At 43.3% G+C, this 14,895-nt stretch carries 14 protein-coding genes; 5 read left to right on the forward strand and 9 right to left on the reverse strand.

The annotated features are described in order from the left end of the window. Positions 1 to 77 precede the first annotated feature (77 nt). Positions 78 to 818: an N-acetyltransferase gene (locus tag V7K45_RS16430; protein WP_335005194.1), complete on the reverse strand. Its 741-nt coding sequence runs from the start codon at positions 816 to 818 to the stop codon at positions 78 to 80. A gap of 74 nt (positions 819 to 892) precedes the next feature. Then, complete coding sequence (locus V7K45_RS16435; protein WP_335005196.1) at positions 893 to 1,291, reverse strand: tetratricopeptide repeat protein; 399 nt, start codon at positions 1,289 to 1,291, stop codon at positions 893 to 895. A gap of 910 nt (positions 1,292 to 2,201) precedes the next feature. Here V7K45_RS16435 and V7K45_RS16440 point away from each other — a divergent pair. After that, positions 2,202 to 2,420 carry a DUF4327 family protein gene (locus tag V7K45_RS16440; RefSeq protein WP_012407469.1) on the forward strand — a complete coding sequence of 73 codons (219 nt, stop codon included), beginning with the start codon at positions 2,202 to 2,204 and terminating at the stop codon, positions 2,418 to 2,420. Positions 2,421 to 2,498: 78 nt separating this feature from the next. Here V7K45_RS16440 and V7K45_RS16445 read toward each other — a convergent pair whose 3' ends face one another. The 3 genes from V7K45_RS16445 to V7K45_RS16455 all read right to left on the reverse strand — a co-directional run bounded on the left by V7K45_RS16445 (position 2,499) and on the right by V7K45_RS16455 (position 7,110). Next, entirely contained in the window at positions 2,499 to 3,785 is a 1,287-nt protein-coding gene (locus V7K45_RS16445; protein WP_335005200.1) for a protein kinase domain-containing protein, read from the reverse strand. A gap of 208 nt (positions 3,786 to 3,993) precedes the next feature. Continuing rightward, positions 3,994 to 5,988 (reverse strand): serine/threonine phosphatase, encoded by a 1,995-nt coding sequence (locus tag V7K45_RS16450; protein ID WP_335005202.1) that lies wholly within the window; start codon positions 5,986 to 5,988, stop codon positions 3,994 to 3,996. Between the two features lie 330 nt (positions 5,989 to 6,318). Next, on the reverse strand, positions 6,319 to 7,110 hold the full coding sequence (locus tag V7K45_RS16455) for a basic amino acid ABC transporter substrate-binding protein (protein WP_335005204.1): 792 nt from the start codon (positions 7,108 to 7,110) through the stop codon (positions 6,319 to 6,321). Positions 7,111 to 7,244: 134 nt separating this feature from the next. On the opposite strand from V7K45_RS16455, the gene V7K45_RS16460 reads away from it, so the two are divergent. Next, complete coding sequence (locus V7K45_RS16460; protein WP_335005206.1) at positions 7,245 to 8,444, forward strand: aminotransferase-like domain-containing protein; 1,200 nt, start codon at positions 7,245 to 7,247, stop codon at positions 8,442 to 8,444. Between the two features lie 295 nt (positions 8,445 to 8,739). On the opposite strand, the gene V7K45_RS16465 is transcribed toward V7K45_RS16460, so the two are convergent. From V7K45_RS16465 to V7K45_RS16475, 3 genes are all read right to left on the reverse strand, one after another. Next, a complete protein-coding gene (locus tag V7K45_RS16465) occupies positions 8,740 to 9,366 on the reverse strand; it encodes a J domain-containing protein (protein ID WP_335005208.1) in 627 nt (208 codons plus the stop codon). A 239-nt stretch (positions 9,367 to 9,605) separates the two neighbouring features. After that, positions 9,606 to 10,217 carry an ATP-dependent Clp protease proteolytic subunit gene (locus V7K45_RS16470; protein WP_109008536.1) on the reverse strand — a complete coding sequence of 204 codons (612 nt, stop codon included), beginning with the start codon at positions 10,215 to 10,217 and terminating at the stop codon, positions 9,606 to 9,608. Between the two features lie 104 nt (positions 10,218 to 10,321). Next, entirely contained in the window at positions 10,322 to 10,984 is a 663-nt protein-coding gene (locus tag V7K45_RS16475; protein ID WP_335005211.1) for an ATP-dependent Clp protease proteolytic subunit, read from the reverse strand. Between the two features lie 238 nt (positions 10,985 to 11,222). On the opposite strand from V7K45_RS16475, the gene V7K45_RS16480 reads away from it, so the two are divergent. The 3 genes from V7K45_RS16480 to V7K45_RS16490 are packed head-to-tail and all read left to right on the forward strand — an operon-like array spanning position 11,223 to position 14,487. Further along, the gene (locus V7K45_RS16480) at positions 11,223 to 12,479 is read left to right on the forward strand and encodes a vWA domain-containing protein (RefSeq protein ID WP_335005213.1); all 1,257 of its coding nucleotides are present in this window, start codon (positions 11,223 to 11,225) and stop codon (positions 12,477 to 12,479) included. After that, positions 12,476 to 13,756 carry a vWA domain-containing protein gene (locus tag V7K45_RS16485; protein WP_335005215.1) on the forward strand — a complete coding sequence of 427 codons (1,281 nt, stop codon included), beginning with the start codon at positions 12,476 to 12,478 and terminating at the stop codon, positions 13,754 to 13,756. The genes V7K45_RS16480 and V7K45_RS16485 overlap by 4 nt, the downstream gene beginning before the upstream one ends. A 29-nt stretch (positions 13,757 to 13,785) precedes the next feature. After that, positions 13,786 to 14,487: a hypothetical protein gene (locus tag V7K45_RS16490; protein WP_335005217.1), complete on the forward strand. Its 702-nt coding sequence runs from the start codon at positions 13,786 to 13,788 to the stop codon at positions 14,485 to 14,487. Here V7K45_RS16490 and V7K45_RS16495 read toward each other — a convergent pair whose 3' ends face one another. Then, the gene (locus V7K45_RS16495) at positions 14,488 to 14,730 is read right to left on the reverse strand and encodes a DUF433 domain-containing protein (RefSeq protein ID WP_323202612.1); all 243 of its coding nucleotides are present in this window, start codon (positions 14,728 to 14,730) and stop codon (positions 14,488 to 14,490) included. Between the last annotated feature and the right edge of the window lie 165 nt (positions 14,731 to 14,895).

A 14,895-nucleotide genomic window follows, 5' to 3' on the forward strand; every position in this document is an offset into this window, starting at 1 on the left:
AAATAGATAAAATTTAATTTTAAGCCATGAAGCAAAATAGCTTTTATTTTTAACATGGTATTCAAATATCAAGAAAGCTAACCAGCTTGCTCGTTATTGCTGATATCTTTAATAACTCGTGCTGGATTACCTGCGACCATTTTATTAGCAAGAACATCTTTACTTACAACGGATGCGGCGGCAATAACAGATTTTTCACCAATAGTTACTCCTGGCAAGATATTTGCCCCTGCACCGATAGCTACTCCATCATTAATCTTTGGCCCAATAATACGAGCTTCGTCGTAACCTAATTTACCTATAGCCCTATCATTTGTAGTGCTAACTAGCACACTAATAAATACATCATTACCAATCTCACAATTACCTGTAATATGGGTAAGATCCATGATTTTAGTATGATTGCCAATATTAGTGTTGTAATTAATAGTTACATTTCTACTGATAAGACAAAAATTGCCGATTGTAACCTTTTCTCTAATTGAAGTGTTCTCACAAATTAAGGTATTGTTACCAATGCAAATATCATAATAGATTACTGTATTTGGCCCAATTACACAGTTATCACCAATAAGTACCTTTTCTTCATAGTCTATTTTTCTAGAAACTGCACCAGTTCCTTTAGGTCGTTTGCCTAAATAAGCACCTGGAAAAATTTCTACATTGTCACCAATTATTACTCCCGCTTCTATAACAACATGAGGATGGATAATCACATTGTTACCTAAAATAACTCCAGCAGAAATAACTGAGTAGTGTCCTATCGCTACATTATTTCCAATTTCATTTGTTTCAATTACTGCCGTTTTTTGTAGCATAATCAACCTTTAATGTTCAGTCGATAGTTGAAATGATTTAATCTTAATATTAGCAAAACGAACCAATTCACTACTTAGCGATCGCTATTTCCCTGTTGCTTCTTAATCTTCTCTAATACAACTTTGTAATCTTGCCGCTCAGGGTGTAACTTCACCAATTTCTCCAAAGGTTCCATCGCACCTTTTGTATCCTTCAATTGCAACCGCAGCACAGACAGTTTCTCTAAAGCAAGTTGGTTTTCGGGTTCCCGTTGTAAAACCAACTCGTAGCCCCGCGCCTGTTGCTGTAATCCTGACTCAGGAGAAGCAGACGCAGTTGCTGGCTTTGGTTGAGTAGCCTGTTGAATTGCCGGAATTACTGCAAATACCGTAGAACCAAAAAACGAGAACATCGACACTATCGTGACAATCTTTTGTCGACGCTGAATCTGCTTTTTGCGGGTAATTAGGTATTCTTCGTCTGAACCAGCCATACCTCACATACTTGCTGCGGTAAACACTTAAGTATCAGCAAGCCTCCCGTTCTGAGGATACCCATCTGCTCAACAGAAACTAACATCCGCGCTAAAAATTTTTTACACAAACTTTAAATGCTGACTCTGAAGACGAGAGAACCTTATGGTAAGCCTATGCTGTACTGCCAATTTTGCCATGCGTAGTTTACCGCCGTAGCCATCGCTCCTATACCTCAAAGCAAAACCCTACCCTGTGCCCTAACAGGTCTTATTCTCTAAGGAAAACATAAAAATTATATAAAGATTTGCAATTATTTCGCCTAAAGCCAGATGTTTGCGATAATCTAAATAACATTTAAATCAACAGAAAGAGTAGACGTTTCTACTCAATTGCAAATTTCCCTGTCAGTCAAAAACTTTCAAACTAACTCGTATCCTATAGCTACTGCAACAAGCAAGCATATTTTTCCTAATTTAAACAAACAGAATTTTCCTAGTAGTCCTCAGTCACACTATTTAGGGGAACTTCCTTGAGGACTAATTATTCTGCTCGGCGTCCACAATAGATATCTTACGAAAGGTAGTGTTGCATTGTTGCGGAAAAAAGGTAGACGTAAAGAAGAAAAACAAAAGGGGCAAAAGTTAAAGGAAAAAGGGTAAACATAAACATCCTTTACTCCTTCTCCTAAGACTTTTGTCTGAGTTCTGCTAAAAGTTTAAGGACTGCTTGGTAAAATTGGGATTTTCTGGTGGTAATTACCGTACAAAACCGAATTTACCAGTAACTTAGTAGAGTTTGTTATGGTATAGTTAAAAAGTTAAGACTAGCTTTACCAAATTAAACCACTCTACGGGCCGGCAACAATTGCAGAATGGGAAGCAGTTTTAATTAAGCATTTACCCACAAAATCAGAATTCAATCGAGGTTATGACTCAGCAAGTGATTCACCCAATGGTGAAATTGCAGCGCAACGTGCAATCACTCATAGAATCGAATATTATCAAGCCAAGCGATAGCATCTGGAAAATCGCTCTGCTCTATGGTAATGAATGGCAGCACTGGAAACAAGAACTGCTTGACTTTGGCTTTAGTATGCAAGACCCAGTTAGTGAATTGCTAGCTGTAGAAACTTGGGATGAGGAATAGAGAATAGGGAATAGGAAATTTTTAATATTCACCACTCCCTAGACGCGATTAATCGCGTCTCTACACACTCCCGATTCTCTAAGCTTTACAGGCAGCTAAAGCCGCAGCCAATTCCTTTGCATTTTGGTAGCGATCGCGTGGCAATGGTTCCGTAACCCGATCGATAACATCTCTTAATTGGGAACTAATGGTTGGAACTTTTGCCACATCAAACCTGAAGTTTCGCCCTCGTTGGCGGTAATACTTGAACGGGTTTTCGCCTGTGAGCAGGAAAATCAGCGTTGGCCCAATCGCATATAAATCAGATTGAGTCAAAGGTTGTCCTCGTTCTTGTTCAGGAGCGCAGTAACCTTCTGCACCAATTCGAGTACCGGGCGCTGTGCCAATTTCTTTAACTGCGCCAAAATCTAGCACCACTATACGATTTCCTGAACTTCGCACCATTAAATTGGCGGGTTTGATATCGCGGTGAATCAGTGGAGGCTCTTGGCTATGAAGATAGTCCAAAATATCACAGGTTTGGATCATCCAAGCGATCGCTTGGTTTGGTGTTACTGGGCCAGTGGTATAGACACGTTTCTCCAAATCTTGTCCGTGGATTAGTTCCATTGCCAAGTATTTTTTTCCGCCTTCTACAAAGAAGTCATAATACTTGGGAATTCCAGGATGGTTAAGGGATTTGAGAGTGTGCGCCTCTCGCTCAAATAACTCTTGAGCTTTGACAATTTTTAGCATATCAGCATTCATTTGCTTCAACACCAGCAGTTGTGGCACACCCGCAATCAGACCAGCCTCATCCCAAGCCAGATAGGTAGTGCCCATACCTCCTTGTCCGAGAGTTCGCAACACCTGATAATGGCGAATTCTCTGTTGGACTGAGAGAGGTTGACCGCAGTGGATGCAAAACAGATTGTTTGGAGAATTACCTTCGTGCGTGCAAGTAGAAGATAAATTTGCCAGATTTCCTGCTGAGTAAAGTGTTTCAGCGGCGTTTTCTTCTGTCCCTTGTATTTGTTGCTGCGATCGCACACCAGTTTCCAGTACTGTTACCTCCTGAATTTGGAATTGCAGTATTGGGCCTCCCTGTGCCAATTGCAAAAGGGAATTATCTGGTAACGGACTTTGAAGTACAAGGATACCGTTGAGAAAAGTCCCATTTGTACCCTGACTAATCAGCTGCCAAGCATCGCCATTACTAGCATTACTGATTTTTCTCAGTTCTAGATGATGCCGCGAAACTAAACTATCAGTTAAAACAACGTGATTATCTGCCGCTCGACCAATCCGAATTATGGAGGAGTTCTCAAACCTCCACTGCTGGAGGGGCGTTTTCTGTTGCGGTTCTAACAGGGTCAGACTAACCACGATACAACCTACAAGGTAAATGGATTAGGGAATGGGGCATTGGGTATGGAGAAGAGGACAAGGGGACAAGGAGAATTGGGGACAAGGGGAAAGACTTGTTGTAAGTTCTAACTTTTGTCACTTTGTCACCTTGTCCGCCTTGTCTCCTTGTCTCCTCCTGCCCCTCCGCTCCCCCGCTCCCCTGCTTCTTCCCCATGCCCATTTATGATTAACTTTCTAGATTTGGGCGTACTTTTGCCCGAATAAGTATACCAGTAATATTGTCGTGACCGTTGTATTGATTTGCCAAATCAATTAAATCTGTAACACCCCGTTCTAAGTTAGCAGCAGAACTAAGTAAGGGTTCTAGGTGAGTCTGCCAATGGGTTTCTAGTAAATCATTGTCTGATAGACCGTCCGATGCCAACAGCAGAAGAGTGTCTTCGTTGATGTCGAAAAAGCCTACGTCGGGATTAATCGAGTTTTCGTCACGAGGCCCCAGGGCTTGGGTAAGTTGGTAGGCATCTGGGCGGGCGTAAGCTATGCTTGCTTCCACTCCTCGGTTAATTTCCCGTTGCCCAACTTCGTGATCTACTGTGACTTGTTCTAGTCCCTGCTTACGCGTCAGGCGATAGAGACGGCTATCTCCCACATGAGCAACTGCTGCTTGAGTATCTTGAATTAAAAGCATTACTAAAGTTGTACCCATACGCCCAACTCCAGAACGGGCATCTTGTTGATTGAGCTTGTAAATCGCCTCATTAGCTAAATACACTGCTTCACGAATACTATCTTCTGTTGGCAGCTGGTTGCCAATCCAGTGTTCTTGAAAGTATTCCCGTAGGGTGTTGACTGCTAACTCGCTGGCTATCTCGCCGCCAGCGTGTCCACCCATACCATCACAAAGAATATACAAACCATGCCCTTCTAAGACCCGACTTTTGGGTAACTCCAGTTTTTGAATTTTGGTTTCAATGCCAAAGTAGTCTTCGTTATGATGACGTTGACGCCCCACATCTGTGCGTCCTGCATCTTCTAAGCTACTTAACTGCATCGCCAGCACCACAGTTGGCATATCATCAGTTTTGCTAATGATATCTTCTAACTCATCTGATTGCGGGATAGTGGACACAGCAGTATTTTTCTCCTTTATTGGGGGCAAAGTTGCGGTTCCTAGTGCTTCCAGTTCAATAGAAATTTCCTCCAAACGCGATCGCAATTGGGCGATCGTCTGAATCTTACCTACCTCTAAATCCCCCAACATCTGGACTACAGAGCCAAATTGAGTTCTTTGAGACTGTCTAAATAGTGCTTGCCAAACTCTTCCCAAAGCTTGGATCGTTAACGGCTCCTCTGGAATGGCAGATATTTGGCGAGGGGCATCTTCTGACGACTCCGTGGCGGGCTGAGAATTCGATGATTCCACATACAACCTTTGTAGTGCCAACGTTTGGTCTTCATCCAATCGCAAATTCGACAAATCTAAAAGGCTTTGACGACAATTTACTGGTTCCAATACTGCCCAAAGTTGGGTCATTTCATAACACCAGTGTAAAATTTTTAACGAACTGGTTGTTTCTTCTTGCCACAGGTCGAGTAAATACTGCCAATCCGAGCGGTTTTCGATTATTAATACCTGTATATCACCTTGCTGCCATGCGTCATGAATCGGCGGTATCCCCCGCTCACCTTGGGATTGTAAGTCAATATAAAGTTTAGCAAGGTGAGGAATTTCACTCGCTTCCACTGATGGCGTTAGCAAATCTGATTCCTGACTTTCTAGGATTGCCTTAATCGGTGATATTTGATACGGCTGGCAGTCTAGAACTCTCACACCCACATCAGTAATAATGGCAGTTTCCGTTTGAGCAGGTAGCGCATCTAATAATTGATAGCGCTCTTGGGAGTCTAAATAGGAGCCTAATGTAATTTGAGAACTAAGAGATAGAGGAGATGAAGAAGGTATTGCTTGTTCATCTCCCTCGCCTCCCACATCTCCGACATCCCCTTCTCCTCTCAAAGCTTCCCCAGTCGTTTCTTTAGCAATAATTGCCCAAAACACTGTTCCACATTCTGTGTCACAGTTATGACATCGTAGTGCATTCACAGGTACATCATCGGTACTGCATTCGGGACAGACCTTGTGAGTCAGGGACGTGCCACAGTTTTGACAGAATTTATTGCTATTGGGGTTTTCAAATTTACACTGAGGGCAAATCAGCATAGTGGAAGTTCCTTTATTCCCATTCGTTCCAAGGTGCTTCTAGCCACTAACATCCAAGGTGCCACAATTGGCTGTCCCTGACTACAGTAGATTGTAGTTTATCAATGAATTTTGGTGGCAGTATTAATTGTGACGCATATTAGATAAATATTTCATATATTGGCAGCTAATTCCTTAGAAATGAGGAATGGGGAAGAAGCAGGGGAGCAGGAGGAGACAAGGCGGACAAGGTGACAAGGTGACAAAAGTTAGAACTTACAACAAGTCTTTCCCCTTGTCCCCAATTCTCCTTGCCCCCTTGTCCTCTTCTCCATACCCAATACCCAATTGTCAAGAGTCTGGCAATTGTGGAGGTTCAGCGTTAAACCATTTTTGATAAATTTGCTTGTAAGTGCCATTGGATAACAAAGTCGCTATACCTTTGTTAATTGCATCCAGATGGGGGGAATCCTTGGGCATAGCAATTCCGTAGTATTCTTTAGTGAGAAGGTCGGCAACAACTCTGATACCTTGGAGTTTGCCATTTTTAATCGCATACAAAGTAGCGAAAGCATCGCTAACAACAGCATCAACGTTGCCATTGAGCAAGTCTTGGAAAAATTCTGGCCCAGAATTAAAAGTACTAATTTTGGCGTTGGGGATGGTTTTGGCAAAATCTGCCCCAGTGGAACCAATTTGGACAGCAATTTTTTTACCTTTGAGACTATTGAAGTCTTTAATATTTTGATTGTCTTCGCGGACAGCGATCGCAATTCCGCCTTTAAAATAAGGTCGTGAAAAAGCAATTGTTTTCAGGCGTTCGGCGGTAATCGTGATTCCGCTAATTGCTGCATCAACTCTTTTAGCTTGCAAAGTCGAGATCGTGCCATCAAAGGGCAAATTTTCAAACTGGACTGCAAAACCTGCTACTTTAGCAATCGCATTCATCAAATCAATATCAAAACCTTCTAAGTTACCGTCAGCCTTTTGAAATTCAAAAGGGACAAAGGTGGGGTCTGTAGCTACCTTGAGAGATTTAGCATCTGGCTGAGTAGTGGGATATAAACTCTGACAGGCAATAATCAGTAATAGGCAGCCTAAGCTTAGAATTAACTGCTGCCACTTGAAGTTTATTAATTTCACTATAGTAATTTTGTTCTAGCGATCGATATTTACGATACTTGTCATGATGTTATAAGAAAGAATACATACGTGTGACTTTTTGTTAATTGCCTTTGTGTGTGTTCTATATTCTGACTCCCAATTTTTAATCGCTTATGGCTTCTACCACTTCTGCTTACCAAATTGCTGATTTGTTCGCCGAAAGAGCTAGAAATTTGACACCACCAACCTATGGTATAGAGTTAACCAAAATCATCACCGTCAGCTTTGCCTATGGTTTGGCTGACCCAATTCTCTTTCCTCATGCTGATTTGTCTGCTGCAAGTGCTGCTGTACTGGCAGAAGAAGCTCCGCTCGCTCTCAATTATGGGCCACCTTCAGCCCAACTTTATGAACAAATAATCCTCCGCTTGCAGGCTCAAGGAATCCCTGCCGATCGCGATCGCGTAATTATTGGCTACGGTTCCGGTCAGATTTTGGGCTTGCTACCAGATGTGTTTCTCGAACCTGGTGATGTGGTAATTGTCGAAGGGCCAACCTTTTTGGGAGTAGTTAGTAGATTTGTCCAGGCTGGCGCCCGCCTGATTACCATTCCTGTAGATGAGATGGGAATGGATGTAGATGCGTTAGAAGAAACTTTAAGCGACTTGAAAAAACGGGGGATTCGACCCAGGTTTATTTACACTATCCCTACTTTTCATAATCCCACAGGCACTACTATGCCGCTATTTCGCCGCCAAAAACTGGTAGCGTTAGCGGCTGAGTATGGGGTGTTGGTGGTAGAAGACGATGCCTATAGCGACTTGCGCTTCCAAGGCGAAGTTGTGCCATCCTTAGCAAGCCTTGACAAGGAGGGGTGGGTCTTATACGTGAATACCTTCTCGAAAATCATTGCACCTGGTATCAGGCTCGGCTGGGCTTGTGGCGATCCAGCAATTATTGAGCGGTTGGCAATGTTCAAAAGTGAAGGGCCTGTGGGGCCGTTTGTCAGCCATGTGGTTGGTCGCTACTGTGCTACAGGCAAACTAGATTATCACATTCAGGAGCTAATCGCCTGCTACAAACATAAGTGTAATTTGTTGTTAGAAGCGATCGCTCAAGAGTTTCCCAATGATGTAGTTGCTTTGCGACCAGGTGGTGGCTTTTTTGTATGGTGTAAATTGCCGCCAGATATCAGCGCCAAGGCACTCCTAACTGCTGCCAATGAACATGGCATCAGCTTTCTCCCAGGAACTCGCTGCTACGCCAATGGACAGGGAGATGATGCCATCAGGTTAGCTTTTAGCTTTCAACCAACTAAAAAGATTGTCGAGGGAATCGCTACCTTGGGAGCAGTGCTACGTGGATGGCGGTAATTCTTTAGGAGGCAGGAGGCAGGGGGCAGGGGGGAAACAAATTATACCAATTCTTCAAAATGAGGCAACAGATGTAAATCAGGAAAGTCTTGCTGCATCTAAGTTTCTTAATTGCGAATTGCGAATTGGTATTATGCCTTTATTTGACCCTGGATGATTTGGAGCTACTGAACTCTCTTACCCTGCGGGAAACTGACGCAACAGTGGGGATTTTAAACGCTTTCCACTGATTGGTCGCGGCAGGAGACGGCAAAGGCGATCTGTCTCCTGCCTTCCTCGATAAATTTTGTCAACTTTAAAAAATTTGTTCTAAGCGCTGGAAATCACGCTGGACTTCATACCAAAGACTTTTATTATGAGGGTCTGTTTTCAAAGCTTTTTTGAGATAAATTCTGGCTTTGAGTAGTTGTTTTTCCGAAATTAGCGCCCGTCCCCAAATTTGATAAGCGATCGCTAGCCATTGACGAACTTCTGCATCTGTTGACAACCGATCTGCTAAAGCTTCCGCCAAGGCGATCGCTTGCGGAAATCGTTTTTCTTGCAAAAATCGCTGCAATTGCTCATAAGTCTTCCACTTCAGCCGTTCTTCTATTTCCAACAGATTCGGCGGCTTTGGTTTCTCTGATTGTTGGCTTGTCACCGTTGTTACTGGTGTTTTCTGCCTATGCGTTGCCTTAGCGTCATCACGCCCACCAGATGTTGATACCTGAGTTGAATGTGCCACAGTTTCCTCTGGGAGTACCACTGTCATCAGGAGTTTGTACGCTTCAGTCAACGCAATAAACTTATCTTTGGCTTTGTTGTCATCTGGGTTGATATCGGGATGATATTGCTGCGCCAGTCGTCGGTAAGACGCTTTGATGTCAGCAAAAGAAGCTCCCGATCTTAAACCTAGTAAACGGTAGCAATCTCCAAGATCCATCTTGAGCTATCAGCTATCGAATATTTAGCTATTGGCTATTATCTGTCAGTATCAGCTTCAAGCCCGGACTATTAATGATAAAGGCTAATTTTCTATTTTAAAGTTCAATGTTGACAGTTTGTTTAAACAAGGGGAGTGGGGAGCTAGGAGTTAGGAGTTAGAATTCTTCCCCTGCTCCCCCTGCTCCCCTGCCCCTCGGTCACTGAGCGTAGCCGAAGTGCTGCCCCTGCCTTCCTACCCTACTCCCCAGTTATTACCGAGGTTCGTTCTTCAATCACACGGTCAATTAAACCGTATTGTTTTGCCTCTTCGGCAGACATGAAAAAGTCACGATCCATATCTTTTTCAATTTTTTCTATGGTCTGACCTGTTTTATCAGCATAAATGCCATTGAGCTGGTGACGAATTCGCAGAATCTCTCTAGCTTCAATTTCGATATCGGTTGCTTGTCCACGGGTTCCACCTGAAGGCTGGTGAATCATAATCCGTGAGTGAGGCAATGCTAACCGTTTGCCTTTGGTGCCAGCTGCCAGCAGGAAAGACCCCATTGAAGCAGCTAATCCCACGCAAATAGTCACTACATCCGATTTGATATGTTGCATGGTGTCAAAAATAGCCATGCCAGATGTAACCATCCCACCTGGGGAATTGATGTATAAATAAATGTCTTTACCTGGATCGTCTGAGTCCAGATACAGCATTACAGCAATAATTTGATTGGCAATTTCATCATCAATATCTCGCCCCAAGAATATAATCCGTTCCCGGTAAAGGCGATCGTAGATGCTAATCCAATCTGTATATTGTCCTCCGGGCATCCGGTAAGGAACTTTAGGAACGCCTATAGGCATAATTTACTCCGTTTTTAATAATTTGGGGCAGTGGGAGAGTTAGGAATAACTGATAACTCCTAACTTAAATAACTCAACACTCAGCACTCAGCACTCAGCACTCACTAAAGGACACTGGCAGGAAGTGGGGGATTGGCGAGTTCTTCTTTCTCAAAAACTCGGTCAATTAAGCCGTATTCCTTGGCTTCGTAGGGTGTTAAATATAACAACCGATCCATGTCTTTAGTAATTTTTTCTGGAGCCTGTCCAGTGGTGCGATGTAAAATATCAACTAAGGCCCCTTTATTTATCAAAACTTCCCTGGCGCGAATTTGAATATCCGTTGCTTGACCTTGGGCGTAGCTCTTGGGCTGATGCAGGATAATCGAGGAGTGAGGCAAACTAGCGCGGCAACCTTTTGTACCAGCACTGAGAAGCATCGCTGACATACCCATCGCGGAACCGACGCAGATGGTGTGGATAGGAGGCTTGATATATTTCATGGTGTCATAGATGGCGAAGGCTTCGGTTTCAAAGCCAATGGGTTCGCCACTGTAACCGGAAGTGCCGGTGGAGTTGATATAGATTTTAATCGGTTTTTCGGGGTCGTCAGACTGCAAAAACAGCAATTGGGCCACGATTAATTCCGTAACAGCAGGCACCAGTGGCATCCCAAGATAGACGATTCGTTCCTTCAATAAAAGGGAAGGTAAATCTGGCGGCGGTGTCCGGTAAAAGTTATCGCCGTAATATGGGGCTTGAACAGCCTTGATTGGGGAAATGTCCATAGCAACTGATCGCCTGAAACTATGCCGTTAACTGTAATACATCCTAGCGCGATGCCAGCCTTCCTTAAGGTGCGGATTTCTCCCTAATACTGAAGGTGGCTTCGCATCTGCCAATGCTTGGCTTCTAAGATATTCTGATTATATTAGTGTATTTATGTTGGATAAGTTTTCCGTAGAGCTAAAGTAGTGCTTTGAAGTTATTTTTTTATATGTATATCCTGAATAGGGACTCTGAGTTATGAAGGTTAATTTGCAGCCTGCCTTGAATGATGGTAATTTGGACGCAAATCAACTGAACAGTCAACGTCAGTTGGGAATTTCGATTTCGGCGATCGCAGAAAATCAAGACCGCCATGTACCTCTGAATTTATGCTTAATTCTCGATCATAGTGGTTCGATGAATGGGCGATCGCTAGAAACGGTGAAAAAAGCAGCGAATCGTCTGGTGGATAGACTCAACCCTGGCGATCGCCTTAGTGTGGTAGTTTTCGATCACCGGGCCAAAGTCTTAGTATCCAATCAAAGTGTCGAAAATCCAGAGAAAATCAAACAGCAAATCAATCGCCTAGCCGCCGATGGTGGAACTGCGATTGATGAAGGGCTGCGCTTGGGGATTGAAGAGTTGGCGAAGGGCAAAAAAGATACTGTTTCCCAAGCTTTTTTGTTAACCGACGGGGAAAATGAACACGGTGATAACAATCGCTGTTTGAAGTTCGCCCAATTGGCTGCTAGCTATAATTTAACTTTAAATACTTTGGGATTTGGTGACAACTGGAACCAAGATGTTTTAGAAAAAATTGCCGATGCTGGCTTAGGTACTTTATCTTATATTCAAAAACCCGAACAGGCTGTGGAAGAGTTTAATCGCCTGTTCAGCCGGATTCAAACAGTGGGATTGACTAATGCTTATCTGTTATTCTCCCTGATGCCCAATGTCCGGCTAGCAGAACTCAAACCCATTGCCCAAGTTTCCCCAGACACAATCGAGTTACCACTGCAACAAGAAGCTGATGGACGTTTCGCTGTGCGGTTGGGAGATTTAATGAAAGATGCAGAACGGGTAATCTTAGCTAATATTTATTTGGGACAATTGCCAACAGGTGAACAAGCGATCGCTAATGTGCAAGTCCGCTACGACGATCCAGCCGCCAACAAAGTAGGTTTAGTTACACCAAATATCCCAGTTTATGCCCATGTAGTGAAAAATTACCAAGCAGATCCGAATCCCCAGGTGCAACAGTCTATTTTGGCATTAGCGAAGTATCGCCAAACCCAGCTAGCCGAAACGAAATTACAACAGGGCGATCGCTCTGGTGCGGCGACAATGTTACAAACGGCTGCGAAAACTGCCTTGCAAATGGGAGATACTAGTGCAGCGACAGTGTTGCAAACTTCTGCCACCCAGCTACAATCTGGTGGAGATTTATCTGAAAGCGATCGCAAGAAAACCAGAATTGTCTCCAAAACAGTTTTGCAAGATACCCCTCCGCAATGAAAGTTAAATTGCTCTCGGCGTTAAATGACAATAATGTTGATGTGGCTCAAACAAGTAGCCAACGTCAATTGGCAATTACAATTTTTGCGCTCGCTGGTGAGTCCGATCGAAATCTCCCCCTTAATCTCTGCTTGATTTTGGATAAAAGTGGTTCCATGCATGGACACCCAATTAAAACGGTGATTCAGGCGGTGGAAGGATTAATCGATCGGTTGAAAGTAGGCGATCGCATTTCAGTTGTGGCTTTTTCCGGCACTGCGGAAGTCATTATCCCTAACCAAGCGATCGAAGACCCCGAAAGCATCAAATCTCAAATTAAAAGCAAACTCACTGCTAGCGGTGGCACTGCGATCGCTGATGGTTTGGAATTGGGAATTACAGAACTGATGAAGGGCACAAGAGGCGCTGTTTCTCAGGCATTTCTGCTGACGGATGGACATGGTGAAAGCGGTTTGCGAATTTGGAAATGGGATATTGGGCGAGATGACAATAAGCGCTGTCTAAAACTGGCGCAAAAGGCTGCCAAGCTGAACCTAACTATCAACACTTTCGGATTTGGCAATAGCTGGAATCAGGATTTGTTGGAAAAAATTGCTGATGTTGGTGGTGGGACTTTAGCTTATATTGAACGCCCTGAACAAGCTGTGGAGCAATTTAGCCGGCTGTTTGGACGGATTCAATCGATTGGGCTAACTAATGCCTACTTACTGTTATCTCTAGTGCCCAATGTCCGATTAGCAGAACTTAAACCCATTGCCCAAGTTGCCCCAGACACAATCGAGTTACCAGTGGAACCCGAAGCTGATGGTAGCTTTGCTATCCGTTTGGGAGATTTGATGCAGGATGTAGAACGGGTAGTTTTGGCGAACATTTATCTGGGACAATTGCCAGAAGGGAAACAAGCGATCGCTCATCTACAAATTCGCTATGATGACCCCTTGCTTAACGAAAAAGGCTTACTTTCGCCCTTGATGCCAGTGTATGCAGATGTAGTGCGGGCGTATCAACCGACATCTAATCCCCAGGTGCAGCAGTCTATTTTAGCATTAGCGAAGTATCGCCAAACCCAGTTAGCTGAGGCGAAATTGCAACAAGGCGATCGCACTGGTGCAGCAACGATGTTGCAAACAGCTGCCAAAACCGCATTACAAATTGGAGATAAAGGTGCAGCGACAGTGTTGCAAACTTCCGCCACTCGCCTGCAAGCTGGAGAAGAACTTTCCGAAGCAGACCTCAAGAAAACTAGAATTGTATCAAAGACTGTTTTACAAGAATAGTAAAAATTGATTTTGTTTGGAGGTGTAGAATGTCAACAATAAACTCTGTTATTGATAAGATTGCAATCCTTGCAGAACAGAGTGGTTATATAGGCTGTCTTGAATATTTTGGAGTTGTTTGTGGCGGTTATAATCCAGATTATCCTCCAAGATTAAGTTTTGAACAGATCCAGGAACTTACTCATAATTATCCGTTTCATTTACCATTAGAACTTTGCGAATTATACCAAAGGGGTAATAGTTGTTTGCCTATTGGTGTCAACCCCAACAAAAATTGGGATTCCTTCGACAGTTATTTCCAATTTCAATTTCCATTGAGGGACGACGTTTTTTTCCCATTAGGAGAAGCAATTAATCTATATCGCTCTATAGCCTCTTGGTTAAAGAAGGACGAACATAAATTACAGCTATCAAGAAACACAAATAATAACCAGCAAAAAGTTCTAGCTTCTCTCCTGAATAGCAATAATTTTTCTTCACGCTTGTTTCCCATTTTTAGCACGGAGAATGGCTTATACGTTGTAGTTGGTAATGAAAAACAACAGGAAACATCACCAATACTCTTTTTATGGGAAGATTTAGTAATTTCTATGGAATGGCCAAGCCTTACTTGCATGATGCTAGGAATGGCAGAAGTCATGGAAAGAAAGATGCAGTCACCAAAGCCTAATGGGTATGAAATCGAAGCTATTTGGCACAAGTATGCTGCCGCAGAGAGTGGTAATCCCTGATCAAGCAACAGTTTCATAGCTGTTAGGTAGTTCAATGATGCGATCGTCCAAGTAGGACGATGCAAAAATTAACGCTTGCTGAATATCTTCATCTTCTAATTCGGGAAACTCCTGGCGCAGTTCTTCTCGATTAGGGTAGGTAGCTAATAACTCAATCACCCGACGAACGGTAAGGCGAAGATTACGAATAGAGGGTTGTCCATTCATGCGATTCGGATTGCTGGTGATGCGATCTAATTTCATGCCATTGCTTATTTTAGTTTCTTACTTGCGCCCAATTTTATAAGCAAATTCTTAACATTATTTAGTTATTATAGCAGGGTTAGCGCGTCTCAAACCCTATTGACAGATGGATTCTAGCTCCTGTGTTGAGTTTGGGAGAGCCGCCGCCAACACAGAAACCATGTA

Source organism: Nostoc sp., from assembly GCF_036917375.1.
In the GTDB taxonomy this organism is placed as follows: domain Bacteria; phylum Cyanobacteriota; class Cyanobacteriia; order Cyanobacteriales; family Nostocaceae; genus Nostoc.

Coding starts and splice junctions, on each gene's coding strand:
- V7K45_RS16430 (WP_335005194.1), bottom strand. CDS start 818: ATGCTACAAAAAACGGCAGTAATTGAAACAAATGAAATTGGAAATAAT.
- V7K45_RS16435 (WP_335005196.1), bottom strand. CDS start 1,291: ATGGCTGGTTCAGACGAAGAATACCTAATTACCCGCAAAAAGCAGATT.
- V7K45_RS16440 (WP_012407469.1), top strand. CDS start 2,202: ATGACTCAGCAAGTGATTCACCCAATGGTGAAATTGCAGCGCAACGTG.
- V7K45_RS16450 (WP_335005202.1), bottom strand. CDS start 5,988: ATGCTGATTTGCCCTCAGTGTAAATTTGAAAACCCCAATAGCAATAAA.
- V7K45_RS16460 (WP_335005206.1), top strand. CDS start 7,245: ATGGCTTCTACCACTTCTGCTTACCAAATTGCTGATTTGTTCGCCGAA.
- V7K45_RS16465 (WP_335005208.1), bottom strand. CDS start 9,366: ATGGATCTTGGAGATTGCTACCGTTTACTAGGTTTAAGATCGGGAGCT.
- V7K45_RS16470 (WP_109008536.1), bottom strand. CDS start 10,217: ATGCCTATAGGCGTTCCTAAAGTTCCTTACCGGATGCCCGGAGGACAA.
- V7K45_RS16475 (WP_335005211.1), bottom strand. CDS start 10,984: ATGGACATTTCCCCAATCAAGGCTGTTCAAGCCCCATATTACGGCGAT.
- V7K45_RS16480 (WP_335005213.1), top strand. CDS start 11,223: ATGAAGGTTAATTTGCAGCCTGCCTTGAATGATGGTAATTTGGACGCA.
- V7K45_RS16485 (WP_335005215.1), top strand. CDS start 12,476: ATGAAAGTTAAATTGCTCTCGGCGTTAAATGACAATAATGTTGATGTG.
- V7K45_RS16490 (WP_335005217.1), top strand. CDS start 13,786: ATGTCAACAATAAACTCTGTTATTGATAAGATTGCAATCCTTGCAGAA.
- V7K45_RS16495 (WP_323202612.1), bottom strand. CDS start 14,730: ATGAAATTAGATCGCATCACCAGCAATCCGAATCGCATGAATGGACAA.